The sequence below is a fragment of the Roseovarius sp. MMSF_3359 genome (assembly GCF_030733385.1).
Classification (GTDB): domain Bacteria; phylum Pseudomonadota; class Alphaproteobacteria; order Rhodobacterales; family Rhodobacteraceae; genus Roseovarius.
In genome coordinates, this window is the sequence record NZ_JASHJC010000009.1 from 1 (window position 1) to 23,795 (window position 23,795).

The 23,795-nt window shown below is 60.7% G+C and carries 29 protein-coding genes; 16 read left to right on the plus strand and 13 right to left on the minus strand.

The window, feature by feature from the left end; genetic code table 11:
* Positions 1-57: 57 nt before the first annotated feature.
* The 7 genes from RBB29_RS13640 to RBB29_RS13670 all read right to left on the minus strand — a co-directional run bounded on the left by RBB29_RS13640 (position 58) and on the right by RBB29_RS13670 (position 5,039).
* Entirely contained in the window at positions 58-687 is a 630-nt protein-coding gene (locus tag RBB29_RS13640; protein ID WP_306114755.1) for a CDP-alcohol phosphatidyltransferase family protein, read from the minus strand.
* On the minus strand, positions 684-1,073 hold the full coding sequence (locus RBB29_RS13645; RefSeq protein ID WP_306114754.1) for a hypothetical protein: 390 nt from the start codon (positions 1,071-1,073) through the stop codon (positions 684-686). The genes RBB29_RS13640 and RBB29_RS13645 overlap by 4 nt, the downstream gene beginning before the upstream one ends.
* Positions 1,061-2,002, minus strand: coding sequence for a phosphatidate cytidylyltransferase (locus RBB29_RS13650; protein ID WP_306114753.1), 942 nt, complete (start codon positions 2,000-2,002; stop codon positions 1,061-1,063). The genes RBB29_RS13645 and RBB29_RS13650 overlap by 13 nt, the downstream gene beginning before the upstream one ends.
* The gene (locus tag RBB29_RS13655; RefSeq protein ID WP_306114752.1) at positions 1,992-2,645 is read right to left on the minus strand and encodes a lysophospholipid acyltransferase family protein; all 654 of its coding nucleotides are present in this window, start codon (positions 2,643-2,645) and stop codon (positions 1,992-1,994) included. The genes RBB29_RS13650 and RBB29_RS13655 overlap by 11 nt, the downstream gene beginning before the upstream one ends.
* A 293-nt stretch (positions 2,646-2,938) precedes the next feature.
* Complete coding sequence (locus RBB29_RS13660) at positions 2,939-3,610, minus strand: OmpA family protein (protein WP_306114751.1); 672 nt, start codon at positions 3,608-3,610, stop codon at positions 2,939-2,941.
* Positions 3,611-3,798: 188 nt separating this feature from the next.
* Complete coding sequence (locus tag RBB29_RS13665; RefSeq protein ID WP_306114750.1) at positions 3,799-4,128, minus strand: hypothetical protein; 330 nt, start codon at positions 4,126-4,128, stop codon at positions 3,799-3,801.
* Between the two features lie 62 nt (positions 4,129-4,190).
* A complete protein-coding gene (locus RBB29_RS13670) occupies positions 4,191-5,039 on the minus strand; it encodes a bifunctional helix-turn-helix domain-containing protein/methylated-DNA--[protein]-cysteine S-methyltransferase (RefSeq protein ID WP_306114749.1) in 849 nt (282 codons plus the stop codon).
* A 100-nt stretch (positions 5,040-5,139) separates the two neighbouring features.
* Here RBB29_RS13670 and nth point away from each other — a divergent pair, with 100 nt between their 5' ends.
* From nth to RBB29_RS13695, 5 genes are all read left to right on the plus strand, one after another.
* Positions 5,140-5,784, plus strand: coding sequence for an endonuclease III (gene nth, locus RBB29_RS13675; RefSeq protein WP_306114748.1), 645 nt, complete (start codon positions 5,140-5,142; stop codon positions 5,782-5,784).
* Positions 5,781-6,767, plus strand: a complete 987-nt coding sequence (locus tag RBB29_RS13680) for an adenosine kinase (protein ID WP_306114747.1) — start codon at positions 5,781-5,783, stop codon at positions 6,765-6,767. Before nth ends, RBB29_RS13680 begins: the two co-directional genes overlap by 4 nt.
* Before the next feature lie 95 nt (positions 6,768-6,862).
* Positions 6,863-7,306, plus strand: a complete 444-nt coding sequence (locus tag RBB29_RS13685) for a MarR family winged helix-turn-helix transcriptional regulator (protein ID WP_306114746.1) — start codon at positions 6,863-6,865, stop codon at positions 7,304-7,306.
* Positions 7,307-7,318: 12 nt separating this feature from the next.
* Positions 7,319-7,696, plus strand: coding sequence for a hypothetical protein (locus tag RBB29_RS13690; RefSeq protein ID WP_306114745.1), 378 nt, complete (start codon positions 7,319-7,321; stop codon positions 7,694-7,696).
* Between the two features lie 49 nt (positions 7,697-7,745).
* A complete protein-coding gene (locus RBB29_RS13695; protein WP_306114744.1) occupies positions 7,746-8,060 on the plus strand; it encodes a monooxygenase in 315 nt (104 codons plus the stop codon).
* Between the two features lie 18 nt (positions 8,061-8,078).
* On the opposite strand, the gene trmD is transcribed toward RBB29_RS13695, so the two are convergent.
* Positions 8,079-8,873 carry a tRNA (guanosine(37)-N1)-methyltransferase TrmD gene (trmD, locus tag RBB29_RS13700; RefSeq protein WP_306114743.1) on the minus strand — a complete coding sequence of 265 codons (795 nt, stop codon included), beginning with the start codon at positions 8,871-8,873 and terminating at the stop codon, positions 8,079-8,081.
* 199 nt (positions 8,874-9,072) lie between these two features.
* Here trmD and RBB29_RS13705 point away from each other — a divergent pair, with 199 nt between their 5' ends.
* The 4 genes from RBB29_RS13705 to RBB29_RS13720 are packed head-to-tail and all read left to right on the plus strand — an operon-like array spanning position 9,073 to position 12,408.
* Entirely contained in the window at positions 9,073-9,990 is a 918-nt protein-coding gene (locus RBB29_RS13705) for a branched-chain amino acid ABC transporter permease (RefSeq protein WP_306114742.1), read from the plus strand.
* Entirely contained in the window at positions 9,991-10,974 is a 984-nt protein-coding gene (locus RBB29_RS13710; protein WP_306114741.1) for a branched-chain amino acid ABC transporter permease, read from the plus strand.
* Positions 10,967-11,722 carry an ABC transporter ATP-binding protein gene (locus tag RBB29_RS13715; RefSeq protein WP_306114740.1) on the plus strand — a complete coding sequence of 252 codons (756 nt, stop codon included), beginning with the start codon at positions 10,967-10,969 and terminating at the stop codon, positions 11,720-11,722. The genes RBB29_RS13710 and RBB29_RS13715 overlap by 8 nt, the downstream gene beginning before the upstream one ends.
* On the plus strand, positions 11,719-12,408 hold the full coding sequence (locus tag RBB29_RS13720; RefSeq protein ID WP_306114739.1) for an ABC transporter ATP-binding protein: 690 nt from the start codon (positions 11,719-11,721) through the stop codon (positions 12,406-12,408). Before RBB29_RS13715 ends, RBB29_RS13720 begins: the two co-directional genes overlap by 4 nt.
* A gap of 25 nt (positions 12,409-12,433) precedes the next feature.
* Here RBB29_RS13720 and RBB29_RS13725 read toward each other — a convergent pair whose 3' ends face one another.
* The 4 genes from RBB29_RS13725 to RBB29_RS13740 are packed head-to-tail and all read right to left on the minus strand — an operon-like array spanning position 12,434 to position 15,093.
* Entirely contained in the window at positions 12,434-13,465 is a 1,032-nt protein-coding gene (locus RBB29_RS13725; RefSeq protein ID WP_306114738.1) for a MaoC family dehydratase, read from the minus strand.
* 2 nt (positions 13,466-13,467) lie between these two features.
* Positions 13,468-13,671 (minus strand): DUF1737 domain-containing protein, encoded by a 204-nt coding sequence (locus tag RBB29_RS13730; RefSeq protein WP_306114737.1) that lies wholly within the window; start codon positions 13,669-13,671, stop codon positions 13,468-13,470.
* A gap of 10 nt (positions 13,672-13,681) precedes the next feature.
* Positions 13,682-14,227 carry an NnrU family protein gene (locus RBB29_RS13735; RefSeq protein WP_306114736.1) on the minus strand — a complete coding sequence of 182 codons (546 nt, stop codon included), beginning with the start codon at positions 14,225-14,227 and terminating at the stop codon, positions 13,682-13,684.
* A 5-nt stretch (positions 14,228-14,232) separates the two neighbouring features.
* Complete coding sequence (locus tag RBB29_RS13740) at positions 14,233-15,093, minus strand: CoA ester lyase (RefSeq protein WP_306114735.1); 861 nt, start codon at positions 15,091-15,093, stop codon at positions 14,233-14,235.
* 210 nt (positions 15,094-15,303) lie between these two features.
* Between RBB29_RS13740 and RBB29_RS13745 the strand changes: the two genes are divergently transcribed.
* A complete protein-coding gene (locus RBB29_RS13745) occupies positions 15,304-15,612 on the plus strand; it encodes a hypothetical protein (protein WP_306114734.1) in 309 nt (102 codons plus the stop codon).
* A 39-nt stretch (positions 15,613-15,651) separates the two neighbouring features.
* On the opposite strand, the gene RBB29_RS13750 is transcribed toward RBB29_RS13745, so the two are convergent.
* Complete coding sequence (locus RBB29_RS13750; protein WP_306114733.1) at positions 15,652-16,407, minus strand: sulfite exporter TauE/SafE family protein; 756 nt, start codon at positions 16,405-16,407, stop codon at positions 15,652-15,654.
* A 160-nt stretch (positions 16,408-16,567) separates the two neighbouring features.
* On the opposite strand from RBB29_RS13750, the gene mdh reads away from it, so the two are divergent.
* From mdh to RBB29_RS13780, 6 genes are all read left to right on the plus strand, one after another.
* Positions 16,568-17,530, plus strand: a complete 963-nt coding sequence (mdh, locus tag RBB29_RS13755) for a malate dehydrogenase (protein ID WP_306114732.1) — start codon at positions 16,568-16,570, stop codon at positions 17,528-17,530.
* Between the two features lie 75 nt (positions 17,531-17,605).
* Positions 17,606-17,947, plus strand: coding sequence for a thiamine-binding protein (locus tag RBB29_RS13760; RefSeq protein ID WP_306114731.1), 342 nt, complete (start codon positions 17,606-17,608; stop codon positions 17,945-17,947).
* 196 nt (positions 17,948-18,143) lie between these two features.
* Positions 18,144-19,337, plus strand: a complete 1,194-nt coding sequence (gene sucC / locus RBB29_RS13765; protein WP_306114730.1) for an ADP-forming succinate--CoA ligase subunit beta — start codon at positions 18,144-18,146, stop codon at positions 19,335-19,337.
* Between the two features lie 4 nt (positions 19,338-19,341).
* Entirely contained in the window at positions 19,342-19,824 is a 483-nt protein-coding gene (locus tag RBB29_RS13770) for a hypothetical protein (RefSeq protein WP_306114729.1), read from the plus strand.
* A 14-nt stretch (positions 19,825-19,838) separates the two neighbouring features.
* Positions 19,839-20,720: a succinate--CoA ligase subunit alpha gene (gene sucD / locus RBB29_RS13775; protein WP_306114728.1), complete on the plus strand. Its 882-nt coding sequence runs from the start codon at positions 19,839-19,841 to the stop codon at positions 20,718-20,720.
* A gap of 111 nt (positions 20,721-20,831) precedes the next feature.
* Complete coding sequence (locus tag RBB29_RS13780; RefSeq protein WP_306114727.1) at positions 20,832-23,792, plus strand: 2-oxoglutarate dehydrogenase E1 component; 2,961 nt, start codon at positions 20,832-20,834, stop codon at positions 23,790-23,792.
* Positions 23,793-23,795: the final 3 nt, after the last annotated feature.

Below are 23,795 nucleotides of genomic sequence, written 5' to 3' on the forward strand. Positions count from 1 at the left end.
CCCAGACGCGCTCGGGCGACGATTTGGGCGCCTGGGTCTTGCGCTCCGGTCAGGTGACTACGGGTTTCCGCCTTGTCGTAGCCTGGCGATCATGCGCGCGCTGCGCCGAAGGATTGTGGCCCCGGCACCGATGCAGATAATCCAAAGGCCGACGAGAAGGACCGGTGCGGCGGTCCAGAAGGCCGCAATCACGGCAGCGAGAGTGACCGTGGCCATTCGTTGTGGTTTGGCCATCGGCCCGCAGAAATCGTTTTCGGTGGTCGTTGCGCGGCCCAGCTCACGGATATAGGCAGTACCGACGGCCAGCGTCGCGGCGGCCCAACCCAGTTCTGGCTGACCGATGCCATGGCCGAGCCCCACGAGGATCAGGATATCTGACACCCGATCCGGTGCCTCGTTCCAGAAGGCGCCGTCCGGTGTCCCTTTGCCACCTTCGACCGCCACGAGGCCGTCGAGAAGATTGCAGATCAGCCGGAGCTGACAACAGAGCGCCGCCGCCAGCAGGAGTGCGGCACGCATCGCCCCCTCTGCGGTTGAACCGATGTAGAGCGCCAATCCGGCCAAGGCGGCAAACACCATGCTGGCGATGGAAATCTGGTTCGGTGTGATGGCAGTCCTGGCAAGCGCGCGGGTCAGGCCCTGCGCCCACCCGGTATTTCGGCTCGCAATCGGGCGGCGGTCGGTCATCGGCGATCATTTCTCCACATCAGGAAGTTATACGTGATCGCATAGAGCGATGCGACGGAATACGGAACGCTGATCGTGCGCAGGATCTCGGGTGTGCTGGCAAGCCAATGCGCACCGTTGAGGAGGCAGAGCGAAGATGCCAGCGCGATCACCGGCGGCAGCCACCAGCCCAACTGCCGGCGAAGGCTGGCCCGCAGGGCGTCCAGCGTGCGTTTCAACGCATAGGTGATCGCGCCGGACAGCGCCCCCTGGACCAGCCCGGCCAAGAGCGGTTTGGGCATCGGGTGGCCGCTATTGGCATAAAAGGCCCAACCGCCCATCGCGAGAGCCCCCACCAGAACATGTATGATCGGGCTTTGCGCCAGCCGGCCAATCAAACGTGCCACCAATAGCGGGTCAGATGAAAGAAAATCGGGGCGGCGAAGATGACAGAGTCAAGCCGGTCGATGAAACCGCCATGGCCGGTAATGACATCGCCCCAGTCCTTTACCCCCCGGTCGCGTTTGATCGCTGACATGACCAGCCCGCCGAAAAAGCCCATCAGCGCGATAATGAGCGCCATGAGGCCGGCCTGCCAAAAGGTGAACGGTGTCACCCACCAGAGGCACGCACCCAGCAAGGTTGCACTGGCGACGCCGCCAACGAACCCCTCGACCGTTTTGGAGGGCGACAGGGAAGGCGCGATCTTGGTGCGGCCCAGCAGTTTGCCCCAGACATATTGCAACACGTCACTGGCCTGCACCACGATGATGAGAAAGGCCACCAACTGGATGTTCTGACTTTCAAAACCGGGGATGTTGAGGCTCAGGAGCGCAGGCACATGAGAGACGAAATAGATCGTGACCATCGCCGCCCATTGCACCTCCGCCACGCGGATCAGGAAATTCCCGACCTCGCCCCGGAGCGCCGAAATCACCGGCATCAGCAGGAAGACATAGACCGGGATCAGCACCGTGTAGAACCCGTACCAATCCGTGTAGACCAGTACGTATTGCAGCGGCAGCACGACAAAAAACACCGCCGCCAGCATCCAGTGATCGGCGCGCCGCGCGTTGGTCAGCGTGATGAACTCCCGCAGGGCATTGAACGAACAGACCGCGAAGAGGATTGTCACTCCGGGTCTACCCCAAAGAAAGGCCAGCCCGAGCAGCGCCACCATCACCCACCACGCCCAGATCCGCGCATTGAGGTTCTCGATCACCGATTGGCTCGGCCCGTCGCCCACGCGCATCGAAAGCACGCCCCCGATCAGGGAGGCGATGGCCAGCACGGTGAACACACCGATCATCAGCGGCATCAGGGTTTCATGATCCACTTGATGCCTCCTCTCGGCTGGTTTCCGGGGCAAGGTTCAAAACCGCTTCCTGCGCGCGGGCAAGGAATGCCTCTTTGCTTTCGCCCTCCTGCAACCGGATGGCCGCGCCAAAGGTACAGGTGCAGATGTAAGGGATCGGGATGACCTCTCCCCGGGGCAAAGCACGGTTCAGGTTCTCGATCCAGACTGGCACAAACCGGACCTTGGGCCGCTTGCAAGCGACGTGATAGATGCCGGTCTTGAAAGGCAAAAGGGCCTCACCGGTATCATTACGGCGGCCCTCGGGGAAAATGATAAGGCTTGATCCGCCATCCAGCGCCTCGGCCATCTGGTCCACAGGATCGAGGTCGCGTGCCTCGGGACGGCGGTCGATCAGCACTGCATTGATGACATGGCGGCCGATATAGCTCCGGATCGGTGAGGTCAGCCAATAATCCGCCGCCGCCACGGGCCGTGTTTTCCATCGAAGCCTGGGCGGGAGTACGGCCCAGATCAAAATGAAATCGCCATTGCTGGTGTGATTGGCAAAATAGATGGTCTGCTCATCGCGCGGGGCTTCATCCCGCCAATTCCCCCGCACGGCGGTGATGAACCGGGCAAACCCGATGATGAGATAGGCAACCAGATACCCCAAGAGGCGCATTACATTTCCCTGTCCGCCCGTTGGGCTTTTTGCGGTTCAGTCTGACCTGTGGCAGGGAATGAAATCAAGTCAGGTTATTGATACCCCACGGCGCTTGCGGACAATCCGACCATCCGGTCACACACCGTCGCGGGAAAGTAAGCGTCACGGCGACGAAAGATCCGAGGCGGAGGCCGGAGGCCGACAACGAGATATCAAGCGTGCGCGGAAGCGCACTCCTCTAGATAACCTGCAAAAGAAGAAGCCCCGGTCAAGCGATGCCTGCCGGGGCGTCAAAAGCTCTGAAAGTAGGCTTAGCTGGTGGTCGGCAGGATCACGATCTCGACCCGGCGGTTCTGTGCCTTGCCCGCTTCGGTCAGGTTCGAAGCGATTGGTTGATCCTCGCCACGCCCAAAGGCGTTGATGCGGTTAAAGGCAACCCCGCCATCCATGAGAACATCCGCCACAGCATTGGCGCGCCGCACCGACAGATCCTGGTTGTAGGAAGCCGAACCGGTGTTATCCGTATGACCCACGACCTGCACGGTCGATTGCGGGTACTCGTTCAGACTTGCCGCGACCTTCAGCAGATCACTGCGCAATCCCCCGTTCACGCGGAAACTGTCGGTGGCAAACAGGATATCCTGCGGCATGCTCAGGATCAGGCGATCACCGGTATTGGTGATGGTGATCCCGTCATTGTCGAGCTGCTGGCGCAACTCCGCCTCTTGCCGGTCCAGCGAATAGCCAATCCCTGCGCCGATTGTCGCCCCGGCAACGCCACCGATCAAGGCGCCCTTGCCGCGGTCGTCACTGACGATTGCGCCCAGGCCTGCGCCAACAAGACCGCCGATCAAAGCGCCCTGTCCGGTTTTCTGGTTCGGGTTTTGTTGGCCGCCACCGACCTGACCGGGGTCGGTGCAGGCGGTTGCCAGCAACAATGACGCGCCCGCCATCAGCAGGAGGGGTTTCTTGGTTTGTATCATGTTAATTTGCCTCGTAATTCACACCCGCTACGTCGGGCTTGGCCCGATGTTATGCAATAACACGCCATCTCCCAAGGGAATAAACAGGGGAATTCGGCACCATTTCGCGCATATTTGATCGCGTTTGCCGAGAAAAAAGCCGCGTCGTGGCTTGAGATCACCTTGCGCGTCACCGGACCTGTGACCGCTCAGGCCTCTTCAATCACGGACGCGGCTCGTGGCGTCTGGTAACGCCTCATCGCGTCCTGGTGCACCTGTACGCACTCGATCAGCGCCTCGACCAATTCAGGCACCAGGGTTTCGCTGATAGGCCGTGTCGTCGAGATACGTATGAGTTGCCGGCCTTCGCTCTTGAGAAACGCCGCCGTGAGCCGTCCGTATTCATAGGCAAGTGCCTTGCTGCGATGGCCAGAGAAATCGAGCGGCGCCCCCAGGCGAAAATCCTCATAGCCATAACGCCAGGCCCGCGAACGCACCATTTCCTGCGCGGTGATCCAGTTGTCTCGAAACTGTGTCATGGCATCTCCAGGGCTTCCCCAAAGATACCACGTAGCTCACGTCGTGCAAAACCTGCGAGGTGTCAGACCTCGGCCCGCGCACTTTCCCAGGCCAGGATGGCGCGTTTCACGGGCAGACCCCAGTGATACCCCCCGAGGCCGCCGGATTTGCGCAGCGCACGGTGGCAGGGAATGAGGAAACTGACCGGGTTGCGCCCGACCGCCGTGCCGACGGCGCGAACGGCGCGGGGGCGGCCAATCGACTGAGCGATCTCGGAATAGGTGGTGACATTGCCCGAGGGGATCGAGAGAAGGGCCTCCCATACCTTGATCTGAAAAGGCGCGCCGATCATGTAGAGCGGCACTTTCTCGGTGGCTTGCCCCCCCGCGCCATAGGCGTCGAGAACCCAGGGGCGCAGCATCATCGGGTCTTCGACAAACGCGGCATTGGGCCAGCGGCCGACAAGATCCTCCATCGTTGCCTCTTCGCCCGCTTCGCTGGCAAAGCCGATGCCGCAGATGCCCTTTTCCGTCCCCATCACAAGGCTCAGGCCAAAGGGGCTGTCGAACCAGCCCCAATAGATTTTCAACCCGTCCCCCTTGCGGGCAAACTCGCCGGGGCTCATGGCCTCCCACCGCAGGAACAGGTCGTGCAGCCGCCCGGAGCCGGAAAGACCAAGCTCGTGCGATGTCTCAAGGGTCGTAAACCTTTGCGCCAGAAGCGATTTGGCATGCCCAAGAGCAAGATACTGCTGATACCGCTTAGGCGACACACCGACCCAAGAGGTGAACAGTCGTTGGAAATGCGCCGGGCTCATGTCCATTTCTGCCGCCAGGTCATTCAGCGGCAAAGGCTCTTCCGCCTGGTCGATCAGGTCGATCGCCCGTCGCATGACGTGATAGTGATAGCTCTGCTGCGGTTCGGCGTTCATCGCGGGCTTCCTTGGTAACGTGTGATTGAATTTAGCGGTCACGCCTGCCCCATGCGACCCGAATATTGCGCATTGCAGGATTTCCCGGCATAGGGGGCGGATGGCAAAGCAGCTTGACTATCATACGATCCGCGAGATCTTTACTCGCTTCCATGCGGCAGATGCCGAGCCCAAGGGCGAGCTGGAGCATGTGAACGTCTACACGCTGGTTGTCGCCGTCGCACTGAGCGCACAAGCCACCGATGCGGGGGTGAACAAGGCCACGCGGGCGCTGTTCAAGATTGCCGATACCCCACAAAAGATGCTCGATCTGGGGATCGACAGCCTGACCGAGCACATCAAGACCATCGGGCTTTACCGCCAAAAGGCCAAGAACGTGATGAAACTCAGCCAGATCCTGGTGGATGAGTACGGCGGTGAAGTCCCCAATTCCCGCGCCGCGCTGCAATCGCTGCCGGGCGTCGGGCGCAAGACGGCCAATGTGGTGCTGAACATGTGGTGGGGGATGCCGACGCAAGCGGTGGACACCCATATCTTTCGCGTCGGCAACCGCACCGGCATTTGCCCTGGCAAGGACGTGGTCGCGGTCGAACGCGCCATCGAAGACCAGATCCCCGCCGACTTTCAACACCATGCGCATCATTGGCTGATCCTGCATGGCCGGTACCATTGCAAGGCGCGCAAACCGCTGTGCGGCACCTGCATCATTCGTGACTTATGTGAATTCGAGGACAAGAACCTATGACCAAGTATCAGGCCGTCGGTATCGGCAACGCCGTCGTGGACGTGATCTGCCAGAGCGACGACACGTTCCTGGCGACCCATGGGATCGACAAGGGTATCATGCAGCTCATCGAGACCGAACGCGCCGAGTATCTCTATGCGCAGATGGAAAACCGCGCGCAGATGCCGGGCGGATCGGTGGCCAACACGATTGCGGGCCTGGGCGCGATGGGCCTTGGTACCGCTTTTATCGGGCGGGTTTGCGATGATGAATTGGGCCGTTACTACGCGGCGACCATGGCCGAAGCCGGTACGGATTTCGTCAATGTGCCCGTGGCGGGCGGCGAGCTGCCCACCTCGCGGTCGATGATTTTTGTCTCGCCCGACGGAGAGCGGTCGATGAACACCTATCTGGGCATTTCGACGGAACTGGATGCAGGTGATGTCGATGATGCGGTGGCCGGGGGCGCAGGGCTCTTGTTCCTCGAAGGCTATCTCTACGACAAGCCCAAAGGGAAGGCCGCCTTCACCGAGGCCGCGCGCGCCTGTCGTGCGGGGGGTGGCATGGCCGGTATCTCCTTGAGCGACCCGTTTTGCGTCGACCGTCACCGCGACGATTTCCGCAAGCTGGCGAAAGAGCTCGATTATGTTCTGGGCAACGAACATGAGTGGAAATCGCTCTATCAGACCGATGATTTGGGCGCGGCACTTGAACAGGCGGCGCAAGATAGCGGGCTGATCGTTTGCACCCGCTCGGGCCATGATGTGGTCGTGACCCGCGCGGAGGAGACGGTTTCGGTCCCGGTGCAGGAGATCACGCCCGTTGACGCCACCGGAGCCGGCGACCAATTCGCGGCCGGGTTCCTTTACGGCGTGGCCACGGAACAACCGCTGGAGGTCGCGGGCCGCATGGGGTGTATCGCTGCAGCCGAAGTCATCAGCCATTACGGCGCCCGTCCTGAGCGGGACGTGAAAGAGATGTTCCGTTCCGAGGGCCTGATCTGAAGCTTTTCTGATCGGGCGCGCCTTGGGCTTGGGCCATATCCAGAAATCAAGTTTTGCTTCTTGATATTATCCCTAATTAGGGATATATATGCTGCATGAATGAGACAACCCGCGATCGAGATAATCAGACCTTGGTGCTGGCGCTGCTACGCAGTCATCAGCGGTTTCACCGCGCCATGGGGCCAGTTTTCCGCGCAGCGGATCTGACGCCATCACAGTGGGACGCGCTGGAGACGCTTGGCAACAAGGGAGCGTTGTCGATCAACGATCTTATGCGGCTGACGCTAAGTACGTCAGGAAACCTCGATGTTGTCATCAAGAACCTGATGCAGGCGGGATTTGTCGAGAAGACCGTGGATGAGGTCGACCGCCGGGCGCGGGTTCTGCGGCTGACACCGGCCGGGCGACGCAAAGTGGATGATTTCATGCCGACGCATAATCACGCGCTTGAACAGATCTTCGGGCAACTGACCAAGACGCAGAAGTATCAAGCCATCAAGACCCTCAACCAGCTCCGCAAGAAACTACCGCAACCCTAGAAAGGGCAGTCCATGACAAACCGAACCTTCTTGTCCGCGCATGGCGTGATTTACATGTTCTTCGCCCTAGCTCTGTTCTTTATTCCAACGGTTCTTTGGCCCAATTATGGCCTGCAACTGAACGACCAATATGCCGTGTTTCTGTCGCAGCATAATTCGATTTTTCTGGGTGGGATCGGGATCATCAGCTTCCTTTTCCGTGATGCGGTAGAAGGCAGCGATGCGGCGAGAAAGGTGTTGACCGGTTTGCTTTGGACGAATGTGCTGGGCGTCGTCATCACACTTTATGCCTGCTTCACCGGGATTTTCACCGGTTTTGGCTGGTCCGATCCGATCTTCTTTGCGCTGCTTGCCGTTCTGTGTGTCGTGCAGTTGGGCCGGAACCGGTGACACGCCCGACTACAAGGCGAAAAACCATATCACTTAGGAGGCAAACGTCATGAGTACCCTGAAAATCTGGGACCTGCATATGACCTATGACGGTCCGATCACCGACGAGTTTCTCGCCGGAACAAAGCAATTGGCCGAAAGCATTGCCGAAGAGCCCGGCATCATCTGGAAAATCTGGACGGTTGAGGATGGCACCAACCACTATGGATCGACCTACCTGTTTCGTAACCGCGAGTATCTTGAGGCCTACAAGGCGATGCATGTGAAACGCCTCGAAGCGATCGGGATTACAGTGACGGCGGACCACGTCTTCGACATCATGGAAGACGTGAGCGCCATAAACAACGCCCCGCTTCAGGACTAAGGCGGTTGGGACCTGGCCCTAGTCCCCGTCCACTTCGTGCCTCGCCCAGAGGTCGGGGCGGCGTTCACGGGTCAACTCTTCCGACTTTTCCCGACGCCAGCGGGCCACTTTGCCATGATCGCCGGAGGTCAGGATTTCGGGGATTTTGTGACCCTTCCATTCCGCCGGGCGGGTGTAGTGAGGATGCTCCAGCAGCCCGCTGGAATGGCTTTCCTCCTCGGCGCTTTCGGCATTTCCCAGAACCCCTGGGAGGAGGCGAACCGTGGCGTCGATCATGGCCTGGGCCGCAATCTCCCCACCGGTCATCACGAAATCGCCCAGGGACACTTCTTGTACCTGATAGTGATCGAGCACCCGCTGATCGACACCTTCAAACCGTCCGCAAAGCAGCGTGATACTGGGCAGGGCCGCCCATTCCCGTGCCATCGCCTGGGTAAAGGGTACGCCACGCGGGCTGAGATAGACGATGGGCGCTCCCTTCGGCGCTTTGGCCTGGGCTGCGTCAATGGCCTTGCCCACCACATCGGCGCGCAGGACCATGCCGGCGCCGCCCCCGGCCGGGGTGTCGTCGACATTACGGTGGCGACCCTCGCCGAACGCACGCAATTCGATGGTCTCAAGGGTCCAGAGCCCATCGGAAAGCGCCTTGCCGGTCAGGCTTTCACCCAGAACGCCGGGAAAGGCCTGCGGGAACAGCGTGATGATTTGCGCGGCCCACGCATCCTTCAGCGTGGGCGTTGGCGTCATCAATTCCCGCGGCGCCAGCGAGGCGCGGATGGATTTGCGGCCATGGGATCGGTTTTTGTCTGTCATGGGCGGGGGAGTACCGCCCGGGCGCCGTGCTGGCAAGCGCGATGGCTTGGCAGCGGGCCTGCCGACCCTATTGGAGCAGGGACCCAACCTGTTGCGCAAATGGCCTATTTCCCCGCGAAGGGTTAACGCGCTATACCTGCCTTGCGTCCTTTCCGTTACCCAAGTGACTGGCGCGCGACAAGACTTTGGACGGACCTGAATGCCCCTTCTTCTTCTGATCGAGCAGATCCTGAACGGCCTCCAGTTCGGGGTGATGCTGTTCCTGATGGCGGCGGGGCTCACGCTGGTCTTTGGCGTGATGGGGCTCATCAACCTCGCCCATGGGTCGCTCTACATGATCGGTGCATTTGCGGCGGCGGCGACGGCGGCGGCCACCGGGTCATTTCTGCTGGCCCTGGTGGCGAGCCTGACGGCGGCGGCCATCGCGGGCGTGATTGTCGAGATGACCGTGATGCGCCGCCTCTATGACCGAGACCACCTGGATCAGGTGCTGGCGACCTTCGCGCTGATCCTGATCTTTTCCGAAGGCACGAGGTGGCTATTCGGATCCTTCCCACTTTACCTCGACACGCCGGGCTGGCTTTCGGGCAGCACCGTGCTGCCCTTCGGCATCACCTATCCCAAGTACCGCCTTGCGATCATCCTGGTGGGGCTGGCCGTCGCGATGGGCCTTTTCGCCATGATTGCCCGTACGCGCATCGGCATTCAGATCCGTGCGGGCGAAAACGACCGCGAAACGGTGGGTGCGCTCGGCGTCAACATCGCCCGGCTCTATACACTGGTCTTTGCGCTGGGTGCGGCGCTTGCAGGCTTTGCCGGGGCTTTGATTGGCGCGATACAATCGGTGCAGGTCGGCATGGGCGAACCGGTGCTGATCCTGGCCTTTGTGGTGATTGTCATCGGCGGCATCGGCTCGATCAAGGGGGCTTTTGTGGGCGCGATCCTCGTGGGTCTCACCGATACGCTGGGCCGGTCGCTCCTGCCGGTGTTGTTCGGGCTGTTCATGGACACGTCATCCGCAACAACAATCGGATCATCCCTGGCGTCAATGTCGATCTATATCCTGATGGCGGCGGTTTTGATCTTCCGGCCCAGGGGCCTTTTCGGGACGGCCTAGATGATCCGGGAAAGCACTCTTAACGCCGCGCTCCTCATCCTGTTGCTGGCGGTACCATTGGCGGCGCTCCTGCTCGATGAGCCGTTCATCATCACGCTGGCTACCCGCGCGGTGATTTTCGCCATCGCCGGTGTGGGCCTCAACCTCGCGCTGGGCTTCGGCGGGCTGGTCAGCCTGGGTCACGCGGCTTTTTTCGGCATTGGCGGCTATGCGATGGGCATCCTCGCCTATCACGCCCAGACCTTCACGCCGATCATGGAATGGCCTTTCGTGATCCAAGGCACCAAAGCCATGCCCGTCATCTGGCTCACCGCTGTCGTCGCCAGCGCTATTGCCGCGCTAGGGATCGGCGTCTTGTCGCTTCGCACAACCGGTATCTATTTCATCATGATCACGCTGGCTTTCGGGCAAATGCTCTTTTTCTTCACGATAAGCTGGCCTGCCTATGGTGGCGAAGACGGATTGTCGATCTATGTCCGCAATGGCTTCGCCGGACTGAACACGATGGATCCGATCACCTTCTTTGCGATCTGTTACGGCCTGCTGCTTGCGGTGCTCTGGCTGGTGTCGCGGATCGCCAGGTCGCCTTTCGGCCTCGCCCTCGGGGCCGCCCGCCAGAACGAGGCGCGCATTCAGGCCGTGGGGCAGCGCCCCTTCACGCTCTACCTGGTCGCGTTCACCATTTCCGGTGCGATCACGGGGCTCGCCGGGGCGCTCTTTGCCGATCTCAACCGGTTCGTCAGCCCGACGATGTTTAGCTGGCAGACCTCGGGCGAAATCATGGTGTTCGTCATCCTCGGCGGCGTTGGCAGGGTGTTCGGCCCGGTTGCGGGTGCGGCGATGTTCATCTTTTTGGAGCATGTGCTGGGCGGTCTCAGCGAGTTCTGGCACATTTATCTGGGCGCGATCCTCCTGGGCATTGTGCTCTTTGCCCGGGGGGGGCTTATCGGCCTGGTTTCCGGGCGGGAGGTGGCGGATGACTGATCCGATCCTCGAAACCCGCGGCATCAGCAAGAATTTCGGTGCGCTGGTGGCGAGCAAGGACATCACGCTCGACCTCAGGCGCGGCGAAATCCATGCTCTGATCGGTCCGAACGGCGCAGGTAAATCGACGCTGATTCAGCAGATTGCGGGGGCGCTTCGGCCCGATGGCGGCCGCATCATGCTGTCGGGAGAGGATGTGACACCGCTCGGCACCGCCGCCCGCGCGCGCAAGGGCATGGGCCGGACGTTTCAAATCTCATCACTGGCCATGGAATATACCGTGCTGCAAAATGCGCTGCTTGGCGCGTTGGGGCAGCGGGGTGATGTATTCCGCTTTTTCCGTCCGGTGGCCCGGGACGCCCAGTTACGCGAAGCGGCAGAAACCGCACTTGCCCGGGTCGGCCTCAGCGACATGCACCACATGCGCACTGCCGAGTTGTCCCACGGCCAGCGCCGCCAGTTGGAGGTCGCCGTCGCCTTGACGCTGCAACCGCGCGTCTTCCTTATGGACGAACCGATGGCCGGGCTGGGCACCGAAGGCACCACGCAGATGGTGGGCTTTCTCGACGGGTTGCGCGCCGAGGCCCCCATTCTGCTGATCGAGCATGATATGGACGCGGTCTTCGCCCTGGCCGACCGGATCAGTGTTCTGGTCTACGGCGAGGTCATCGCCACCGGCACCGCCGCCGAGATCCGGGCCAACCCCCGCGTGCGCGAGGCCTATCTGGGCGAGGAGGCCGCCATATGAGTCTGCTTTCCCTCCGGAACGTCACCGCTTTCTACGGCCCTTCCCAGGCGCTTTTCGATGTGTCGCTGTCGCTGGAGGCAGGGCAGGTTCTGGCCCTGATGGGGCGCAATGGCATGGGCAAATCGACCACGGTCAAGGTGATCTGCAGGCTGCTGCCCAATGCGCAAGGGCAGGTGGCGTTTGATGGTCGTGACCTTTCGGGGTTGCCCGCCTTCCGGGTCGCCCGTCTGGGCATCGGGTTGGTGCCGGAAGGGCGCCGGTGCTTCACGAACCTGACGGTTTACGAAAACCTGATCGCCGTGGCCCGTCCCGGCGAATGGACCTTCGCGAAGGTCGTTGAGCTCTTTCCCGCCCTGCAGGAGCGCCGCGATCAGAACGCTGCGTCGCTTTCGGGTGGCGAGCAACAGATGCTGGCCATTGGCCGCGCGCTGATGACCAACCCGCGCCTGTTGATCCTCGATGAGGCCACCGAAGGGTTGGCGCCGGTGATCCGGCAGCAGATATGGGCCGCAATAGCCCGGCTGAAACAGGAAACCGGCATGGCGATCCTGGTGATCGACAAGTCGCTGTCGGAACTCGGCACGATTGCCGATAGTGCCGTCATCCTTGAGAAAGGCAGATCGGCATGGTCCGGCCCCTTCCGCGACCTGACCCCGGAACTGACCGACCGGTACCTCGGCGTTTGATCCGCCGCGCAAGGCGGCGCGAGCCTTACACCGGGATCAGTGCCCAATAATCCAGGTCAAGCATGACATGGGGCAGGTATTTCCCATCCTCGCCCTTGAGTGCAAAGGGCTCACCACCTTTGGTCGCCACCAACCGCAGCCGCAGCGCACCGACCCCGGGCGCACCGGTTTCGGCCTTGTCGAGCACCTCGGACCATGCCTTGATCGTATCTCCGGCATAGCAGGGGTTGGCATGGGTGCCGCCGTTGAGGCCCGCCACGATCTGCGCATTGGCAAGGCCATTGAAGCTGAGTGTCCGGGCCATCGAAATCACGTGCCCGCCATAGATCAGGCGCTGCCCGTCCGGTCGTGCCCCGGTGTCGAAATGCACCTTGGCAGTGTTCTGCCACAGGCGCGTGGCCATCATGTGTTCGGCCTCTTCGACAGTAACACCATCCACGTGGTCGATCTTTTCGCCCACCTCGTAATCGCCCCACCGATGCGGTTCGCCTGCGAGGGTGAAGTCATAACCGGTGAAGTCGAGGCCCTGCGGGATCACGAGATCGGTGGCCTCAAGCGCGGGTTTCAGAGTGGGGATCACTGGTTCAGGCGCCGGGGCTTCGGGGTCGCGTTTGCGCACCATCGCCCAGCGAATATAGTCCAGCACCACTTCGTTGCGCTGGTTGCGGCCCCTTGTCCGAACCCAGACCACACCGGATTTTCCGTTGGAGTTCTGTTTGACGCCGATGACTTCGGACGTGGAGTGGATCGTATCGCCTGCATAGACCGGCTTGAGCCAGCGCCCTTCGGCATAGCCGAGATTGGCCAGCGCGTTGAGTGAGATGTCCGGAACGGTCTTGCCGAAGACCACGTGGAACGCCGCGATGTCATCAAGCGGGCTGGCGGGCAGGCCACAGCCGCGGGCGAATTCATCTGACGAGTAGAGCGCGTGACGTGCCGGGTAGAGCGCGTGATAAAGTGCGCGTTCGCCGCCCGAAACTGTCCTTGGCACTGCGTGATGGATGGTTTCACCAACGGTGTAGTCTTCGAAAAAACGGCCTGGGTTTGTCTTCGCCATGGTCAGTGCTCTCCCAGTTTTGTCTCGGGTGTGTAGGTGCCTTCGGCCTCTTTCACAACGGCCTGTCCGCAGCGCATGACGCCGTTGGCCGCGTCAAAGGCGTAGGTTGGCGATCCGTGCAGTTCCCAGCCCTTGTTCAGGGCATCGGTAACCTTGTGGCAGAAGGCCGAAGTGTCATCGGCGCTGAGGAAGCGATAGAGTTTCATGGCATGTCCTTTACCCAAAAACCGGGTAGCCCAACCAGGTGTGAATGCCCGCAATCACGCCGTAGATGACAAGCGTGATGATGACGGCTTTGATCTCTTTGTCGCGCGGGGCGGGTTCCGGGCGCGTCCATTCAGGTTCCGCCCGGTTGAGCACGATCACCTCGACCACGGCCCAGGCCAGAAGCCCGCCGAAGAGGATGAAAGATGGCAGGTCGCCGTTGACCAGAATATGCGCCGTGGCCCAGACCTTGACAGCTGTCAGCATCGGATGGCGGATCCGGCGTGCCAGCGCGGTTTTGGCGCCGGCTGCGGCAAAGAGATAAACCGAGACGAGCATCAGAAGGTTGTTTATCCCGACCAGTGCCGCGTTGCGCCCCCAGAAATATGGCCCATCGGCCTGCCCATACCCTTTGACCATCAGCCAGATGCTGAGCAACAGCAGGACCGTCACGAGGCCGCGTCCCGCATTGCCCATCCCGGCCCGCAGATCCGGTGCAAGGCGCTTGAAGAGGTGTGCTGCGGTCCACAATGCCAGTCCAAGTACAAGCCAGATCATCGCATCTACTCCGCTGCCATCTCGGCGATGGCACTTGCCTTGGCAAGGATGCGTTGCGCCGCCACCACATGCAGGTTCTCCACGATTTGCCCGTCCACCACTGCGATGCCCTGACCCGAAGCCTGGCTTTCCTGATAGGCGGCGATCTGACGTTCGGCGAGGTCGATTTCCGACGATGTGGGCGCAAAGGCCGTATTTGTCACATCAATCTGCGCCGGATGGATCAATGTCTTGCCGTCAAAGCCCAGGTCACGCCCCTGTTCGCACTCCGCCTTGAGCCCGTCGCCGTCACGAAACCGGTTATAGACCCCGTCAATTGCCACGATCCGCGCGGCGCGGGCCGCCATGACGATCATCTGCAACGCGGTCATCAGCGGCAGGCGGTCGGCGCGGTAGCGGCTGCCCAAATCCTTGGTCAGGTCGTTCGTCCCGGTCACCAGCCCGCCAACACGGCCATGGGCGGCGATGTCGCGGGCGTTGAAGACGCTCACAGGCGTTTCCATCATTGTCCAGATCGGCGTGCCCGGGTCAAGCAGATCGGCCAAGTTGTCAACGTCGGAGCGTGTATTGACCTTGGGGAGAAGAATGGCGTCGGCACCGGCATCCCGCAGCACACGCACATCTTCGAGCCCCCATTTGGTGGTTAGCGCGTTGATCCGGACAATCTTGGCCCGTTTGCCATAGCCGCCGTCGCGCAGGGCCTGCGCCAGAGTTTCGCGTGCTTCGGACTTGGCATCGGGCGCAACCGCATCTTCGAGATCAAAGATGATCGCGTCGCAGGGCAGTGTGCGCGCCTTTTCCAGAGCGCGTTCCTTCGAGCCGGGTATGTAGAGAACCGACCGGTAGGGGTGGGTGCTGGCATCCATTTTGGTACGTCCTTTGCGCAGAGTCCCCGCAATAATCTTGCGCAGAGATGCCATTTATTGCCTGAAAACTTCAAGTATTTTTTCGCCGCAGCGCAGAATGTGCCGGAAAATTACAGAAACGGCCTTGGCATTAACCCTGTTTTGACACGTTCTTGTGCATGCTTTGTTCACATCGAAAAGGCAGGGACCCACCACAGAAAGGGTGTAACAATGAAAAAGATGACGAATATCTGTGCCGCCGTTGCGGTTCTGATGGCCGGTCCTGCACTTGCCCAATCCGGTGCCAACTGCGCCCCACGCGAGATGGTCGTGGACCGTCTGGCCAGCAAATATGGCGAAACCCGTCAATCCATGGGCCTTGGCGCCAACAACGCCGTCGTCGAGGTTTTCGCCTCTGATAGCTCGGGGTCCTGGACCATCACTGTCACGTCGGCAAACGGGCTGACTTGTCTGGTGGCCAGCGGTCAGGCCTTCGAGGAACTGGCCGAGGTATTGCCGGCGGAAGGCAACGACGCCTGATTTGTGGCGACGGGTGCATGGTTGACCTGCACCTTCGCCTCAGGTGAGCGCGTCCCAGATCAGCTTGAAGCCGGTCAGGGTAAGTGCAACATAGGTGATGGCGAAAAAGGTGCGTTCCGGCACCAGCCAATGGGCTTTGACGCCCAGCCAGGCCCCGAAAAGTGCAAACGGGCCCAGGATAAGATCAAGCTTCAGCGTATCTGCGGTGAAGATGCCGAGCCAGGCGTATGGGATGAATTTTATCACGTTCAGAAGCGCAAACAGCAAAACCGTTGTCGCCTGGAACCGGGTCTTGTCGATCCGCTGCGACAGCAGGTAGACGGCGGCGGCCGGGCCGCCTGCGTGACTGACGAAACTGGTGAAGCCAGCCACCAGACCGGCGAAAAGGCCCGCCCAGGCAGGCAGCGGTGATTGCCGGGGACGAAAGAGCCCCGACCGCGTGCCCAGTTGCCAGGCCACGAAAGCCAGCGAAATCCCCCCGATCAGAAGTCGAAACAGGTCTGCATCCGCGACCGTGTAGAGCAGGCCGCCTAATGCCGTGCCGGGGATGCCACCCCACAGCAGCAAGCGCGCATCCGGCCAGGACCACCGTCGCCAATAGGGTCGCAAGGTTGCGGCGTCGATCACCATCAGAAGCGGTAACATGATCCCGAGCGCCTGTGCCGGCGGCAGGACCAGCGCCAGAAGCGCGGCGCTGGCGAAAGCTACGCCTGAGCCGAATCCCCCCTTGGACACGCCGGCAAACGCCGCCGCGAAAGCGCCGATGACGATAATGTTGAAATCGTAACCTGCCATGCGATCCAGCTCTAAACCCCTGCGTGACACGGATTTAGCGCCCTTTCCCGCCAAGCGATAGGTCATCTGCTCGGCTATGCCGCACCGCGGCACTCTTGCGTATGGGGTCGAATAGGACTAGGCCCTTGTGCGAAATTTCAACCGACCGGAGACAAATCCAATGGCCAGACCCAAGATCGCACTGATCGGCGCAGGACAGATTGGCGGCACGCTTGCCCATCTCGCCGCGCTGAAGGAACTGGGCGACGTTGTCCTGTTTGACATCGCCGAAGGTACCCCCGAGGGCAAGGCTCTCGACATCGCGGAATCCGGCCCGTCCGAGGGTTTTGACGCCGCGATGTCGGGTACACAATCCTATGAAGACATTGCGGGCGCCGATGTTTGCATCGTCACCGCCGGTGTCCCGCGCAAGCCGGGCATGAGCCGCGATGACCTACTGGGGATCAACCTCAAGGTCATGAAATCCGTGGGCGAGGGCATCCGTGACCATGCGCCGAATGCGTTTGTGATCTGCATCACCAACCCGCTCGATGCCATGGTCTGGGCGCTCCGTGAATTCTCGGGCCTGCCGCGCGAGAAAGTCTGCGGCATGGCCGGTGTGCTCGACAGCGCGCGTTTCCGCCACTTCCTCAGCGAGGAATTCGGCGTTTCGATGCGTGACGTGACGGCCTTCGTTCTTGGCGGGCATGGCGACACGATGGTGCCGCTGACCCGCTATTCGACCGTGGCAGGTATCCCGCTGCCGGATCTGGTCAAAATGGGCTGGACGACGCAGGAAAAGATGGACGCGATTGTACAGCGCACCCGCGATGGTGGTGCCGAGATCGTGGGCCTGCTGAAGACCGGATCGGCCTTCTATGCGCCAGCCACCTCGGCAATCGAAATGGCCGAGGCCTATCTCAAGGACCAAAAGCGCGTTCTGCCCTGCGCCGCCTATGTTGATGGCGCCTACGGTCTGAACGGCTTCTACGTGGGTGTTCCCACGGTGATCGGCGCCGGCGGTATCGAAAAGGTGGTCGAGATCAAACTGAACAGTGACGAGCAGGCGATGTTCGATAGCTCAGTAGATGCTGTCAAAGGGTTGGTCGAGGCCTGCAAAGGGATCGACGGTTCGCTGTCCTGATCCTGACCAGACTGCAATCTGCCATGGCCCCGCATGTCACCGCATGCGGGGCTTTTCAATTTCGGAGGCAAAAGCATGAGCGATGAACGGGGCGAAAGTACCGATGTCTACCTCGCCTTCCAGGTGATCCCCCGGGTGAGAGAGGGCAATAACTTCGAGATCGTCGACAAGGCGATCGAGGTGGTCAAAGCTGCCGGTGTGCCATTTCAAGTTGCCGCAATGGAAACAACCATGCGAGGTGACCTTGACCGCCTTCTGGACATCGTGAAGCAGGCGCAGCAGCGGTGCCTGGATGCCGGTGCGGTCGAGGTCATCACCAACATCAAGATCCACAACCGCACGTCCGAGGCGACCGACACCTTCTGCACCTATGGTCGGGGCGTGACCAAGGCCAACCACATGTTTGTCGATCCCTGATGCAATCACCCAAAACGATTCTTTTGCTTTTGCAGGTGATATCAATATCCTGACTTTTGTGATCACACGATTTAACGCTGTGATCACAAAACTGGAAAAATGCCGCCAAATCACGGTCAATTGATAGAAAACGGTTTAATCCCGTGCTGCGGTTGTGGGTATATCGGACATATTCGCAGCTAAACGGGATTTTTTCATGAACATCCACGAGTATCAGGCGAAGGCACTTCTTCGCTCCTACGGCGCGCCCGTATCGGACGGACGTGTCGTTCTTCGCGCAGAAGAGGCCAAGACAGCCGCCGGTGAAATGGACGGCCCCCTTTGGGTGGTCAAGGCGCAAATCCATGCGGGCGGTCGCGGCAAAGGCAAGTTCAAAGAGGCCGGTGCCGGGGACCAGGGCGGTGTGCGTCTGGCCAAATCGGTCGAAGAAGCTGCGGATGAGGCCAAGAGGATGCTGGGCCGGACGCTGGTGACCAAGCAAACCGGCCCGGCGGGCAAGCAGGTCAACCGGATTTACATCGAAGATGGCTCGGGCATCGACAACGAGATGTATCTGGCGCTTCTGGTCGACCGTGGGTCGAGCCGCGTCAGCTTCGTCTGCTCGACCGAGGGCGGGATGGATATCGAGGAAGTCGCCGAAAAGACGCCCGATAAGATCCTGAGCCTGAGCATCGACCCGGCCACAGGCTACCAACCGTTCCACGGACGCCGGATCGCGTTTCAACTGGGTCTCAAGGGGCCGCAGGTCAAGCAATGCGTCAAGCTGATGGGCACGCTCTACAAGATGTTCTTGGAAAAGGACATGGAGATGCTTGAGATTAACCCGCTCATCACCACGGACAAGGGCGATCTGAAATGCCTGGACGCCAAGATGGGGTTCGATTCGAACGCGGTCTACCGCCATCCGGACATCGCCGAGCTGCGCGACGTGACCGAGGAAGACCCCAAGGAGCTGGAAGCGTCGAAATACGACCTGAACTACATTGCGCTTGATGGCGAAATCGGGTGCATGGTCAATGGCGCGGGCCTTGCGATGGCGACGATGGACATCATCAAGCTCTATGGCTCCGAGCCTGCCAACTTCCTCGACGTGGGGGGCGGCGCCACCAAGGAGAAGGTGACCGAAGCCTTCAAGATCATCACCTCGGACCCGAACGTCAAAGGCATCCTGGTGAATATCTTTGGCGGCATCATGCGCTGCGATGTGATCGCCGAGGGCGTCGTGGCCGCGGTCAAAGAGGTTGGCCTCCAGGTACCGCTGGTGGTGCGGCTCGAAGGGACCAACGTGGAGAAGGGCAAGGACATCATCAACAATTCCGACGTGGACGTAATCGCCGCGGATGACCTCAAGGACGGTGCACAGAAGATCGTGAAGGCGGTCAAAGGGTAATCGATTGCACCGGGTGATCATCATAGCAGTATCGATTGCGGCGTCGACCGGTCCCGTTGGCGCGTCAGGATACGGATTGTCTTCATGCCCCAAGCACTTGGCACCGGTCTGCGCATTCTGCGCTGAGGAAATCGACACAGCTATTCAAGAGCATGCCGACAACGTTGTGCAGCTATCGCTGGGAAGCCCAATTTTTGTCGGAGACAACGCAACCATGGAAGAACCATCGGGTCGCAAGCTGGTCTTCCCGGATGCCGAAGTTGTTGTTGATCAGGGTGTTATCGAAGCGCACGTGGAATGCTCCCTTGATCGCAAAACGGAAAAGCCGAACGGGCTCATCGTTTGGTTTCGAAGAAACCCGGTCGCGTCAATTTACGCCGCTGAAAGCGACGAGCTTGAGATCGCTATGGATAGCTTGCCTGACGGCGTGAGCCGCCCAGTCATATCATACATACATAAACCATTGCGTCCAAAGGGCGCTGAATAAGGAGACAGCTCACGATGGCAGTCCTCATAGACGAAAACACCAAAGTCATTTGTCAGGGCCTGACCGGCTCGCAAGGGACATTCCACACCGAGCAGGCCATCGCCTATGGCACCAATATGGTGGGCGGGGTGACGCCGGGCAAAGGCGGGCAGACGCATCTGGACCTGCCGGTCTTCAACTCGGTTCACGAGGCCAAGCATGCGACTGAGGCGAATGCGAGCGTGATCTACGTGCCGCCGCCCTTTGCGGCAGATTCAATCCTCGAAGCGATCGATGCCGAGATGGAAGTGATCATCTGCATTACCGAGGGCATCCCGGTGCTCGACATGATGCGGGTGAAGCGCGCGCTCGAAGGGTCCAGCAGTCGCCTTGTCGGGCCGAACTGCCCCGGGGTCATCACGCCCGATGCCTGCAAGATCGGCATCATGCCGGGCCATATCCACAAGCGCGGGTCCTGCGGCGTTCTCAGCCGCTCCGGCACGCTGACCTATGAGGCGGTCAAGCAGACCTCTGATCTGGGCCTGGGTCAGTCCACCGCCGTAGGCATCGGCGGCGACCCCATTAAAGGCACCGAGCATATCGACGTGCTGGAATGGTTCCTCGCCGATGACGAGACCGAGTCGATCATCATGATCGGTGAAATCGGGGGCAGCGCCGAGGAAGAAGCCGCGCAATTCCTGATCGACGAGAAGAAAAAGGGCCGCTGGAAGCCAACTGCGGGCTTCATCGCAGGTCGCACCGCCCCTCCGGGCCGTCGTATGGGCCACGCCGGTGCCATCGTTGCGGGCGGCAAAGGCGGCGCCGAAGACAAAATCGAAGCCATGCGCGCCGCCGGAATTGTGGTGTCCGACAGCCCTGCCGGGCTGGGCGAGGCAGTGCTTGAGGCGATCGGTTGATCGCAGGTCAATCATACGCAGGCCGGGCAGTGGCTCGGCTTGCGCAATGGCGGAGTATGATCCGCCCTGCCGCCCTGACCGGCGGTTTTCGCTTTTTCCCGAGGTAACATCATGACGGATCAATCCCCCAACGACCAGTTCCACGCCTCCTCCTTCATGCAGGGGCATAATGCGGAGTATCTGGAGCAGCTCTATGCTCGGTACGCGAGCGATCCGAATGCGGTCGACGAGGCCTGGCAGGCGTTTTTCCGGCAGTTGGGGGACGATGAGGTCAGCGTCAAGCAGGAGGCTGCGGGGCCGAGCTGGGCGCGGATGGATTGGCCGCCGCAGCCCAATGATGACCTGACCGGGGCGCTGACGGGCGAGTACCCGGCGGAGCCGGAGGCCAAGGAGGCGGGCAAGAAGATCGCCGCCAAGGCCGCAGAGAAGGGTGTTGAGGTCAGCGATGACGCGATCCAGCGGGCAGTCCTCGATAGCGTACGGGCGCTGATGCTGATCCGGGCCTACCGCATCCGGGGGCACCTGGCCGCCGATCTCGATCCGCTGGGCCTGCGCGAGACACCGCCGCGTCCGGAGCTTGACCCGAAATCCTATGGCTTCACAGAGGCCGACATGGACCGGCCGATTTTCATCGACAATGTGCTGGGCCTTGAGATCGCGTCGATCCGCGAAATCCTCGAGATCGTCAAGCGCACCTATTGCGGCACCTTCGCGCTGCAATACATGCACATTTCGGACCCTGAGCAGGCCAATTGGCTCAAGGAACGGATCGAGGGCTTTGGCAAGGAAATCCAGTTCACGCGCGAAGGCCGAAAAGCCATCCTCAACAAGCTCGTTGAGGCGGAGGGTTTCGAAAAGTACCTTCATGTCAAATACATGGGTACCAAGCGGTTTGGTCTTGATGGGGGTGAAAGCCTGATCCCTGCGATGGAGCAGATCATCAAGCGCGGCGGGTCGCTGGGCGTACAGGACATCATCATCGGGATGCCGCACCGCGGTCGCCTGTCGATCCTGGCCAACGTGATGGGCAAACCTTACCGGGCGATTTTCAACGAATTCCAGGGCGGCAGTTTCAAGCCCGAGGATGTGGATGGCTCGGGTGACGTGAAATATCACCTGGGCGCCAGTTCGGACCGTGAATTCGACGGCAACAGCGTCCACCTCAGCCTGACGGCCAACCCGTCGCACCTGGAGGCGGTCAACCCGGTGGTTCTGGGCAAAGCGCGGGCCAAGCAGGACCAGTTGAACGATACCGACCGCACCAAGGTGCTGCCCATCCTGTTGCATGGCGACGCGGCATTTGCAGGCCAGGGCGTCGTGGCCGAGGGCTTTGGCCTGTCGGGCCTGCGCGGCCACAAGACCGGCGGGACCATGCATATCGTCGTGAACAACCAGATCGGGTTTACCACCGCGCCGCATTTCAGCCGCTCGTCGCCTTATCCGACCGATGTGGCCCTGATGGTCGAGGCGCCGGTGTTCCACGTCAACGGGGATGACCCAGAGGCGGTTGTGCATGCGGCCAAAGTGGCCACGGAGTTCCGTCAGAAGTTCCACAAGGACGTGGTGCTCGATATCATCTGCTATCGCCGGTTTGGCCATAACGAGGGCGACGAGCCCATGTTCACCAACCCGATCATGTACAAGAAGATCAAGAAGCAGAAGACCACACTCAGCCTCTATACCGATCGCCTGATCAAGGACGGGTTGATGCCCGAGGGCGAGGTCGAGGACATGAAGGCGTCGTTTCAGGCTTTCCTGGCCGATGAGTTCGAGGCGGGCACGAATTTCAAGCCGAACAAGGCCGACTGGCTGGATGGTAAGTGGTCGCATCTCGATCGCAAGGATGAGGACTACCAGCGCGGCGCCACGTCGATCAAGGAGGAGACCTTCGCGGAAATCGGCAAGGCGCTTTCGACCGCGCCGAAAAACTTTCCGCTGCACAAGACGGTGGCACGTCTTCTCGATACCAAGGCCAAGATGTTCGAGACGGGCGAGGGCTTCGATTGGGCCACGGCGGAGGCGTTGGCCTTCGGCTCTCTCATGCTCGAAGGGTTTCCCGTGCGCTTGTCCGGCCAGGATTGCACCCGCGGTACGTTCAGCCAGCGGCACTCGGGCCTGGTCAACCAGGAAACCGAGGAACGGTATTACCCGCTCAACAACATCCGCTCCGGACAGTCGCAGTATGAGGTGATCGACTCGATGCTTTCGGAGTATGCGGTGCTCGGGTTCGAATATGGCTACACCCTGGCCGAACCCAATGCGCTGGTCATGTGGGAAGCGCAGTTTGGTGATTTCGCAAACGGGGCGCAGATCATGTTCGACCAGTTCATCAGCTCGGGCGAAAGCAAGTGGCTGCGCATGTCGGGCCTTGTTTGCCTCTTGCCGCATGGGTTCGAAGGGCAAGGGCCGGAGCACTCCTCGGCGCGGTTGGAACGCTTCCTGCAGATGTGTGGGGGGGATAACTGGATCGTGGCCAACTGCACGACACCGGCCAACTATTTCCATATCCTGCGGCGGCAACTGCACCGGACCTATCGCAAGCCGCTCATTCTGATGACGCCGAAATCGCTTCTGCGGCACAAACTTTGCGTGTCGAAGGCCGAGGAATTCACCACCGGGTCGAGCTTCCACCGCGTGCTGTGGGATGATGCGCAGCAGGGCAATTCCGACACCAAGCTCGTGGCCGACAGCAAGATCAAGCGCGTGGTGCTGTGTTCCGGCAAGGTCTATTTCGACCTGCTTGAAGAGCGCGACAAGCGCGGAATCGACGATATCTACCTGATGCGGATCGAACAGTTCTACCCCTTCCCGGCCATCTCCATGGTCAACGAGATGAAGCGGTTCAAGAACGCCGATGTGGTCTGGTGCCAGGAAGAACCCAAGAACCAGGGCGCCTGGAGTTTCATCGAGCCAAACATCGAATGGGTTCAGACCCGGATCAAGGCCAAGCACACAAGGCCCGTCTATGCCGGTCGGCCGGCGTCGGCCTCGCCTGCGACCGGGCTGGCAGCACAGCACAAAGCACAACAAGAGGCGCTGGTGGATGCCGCGCTGACCATCGAAGGGAAATAAATC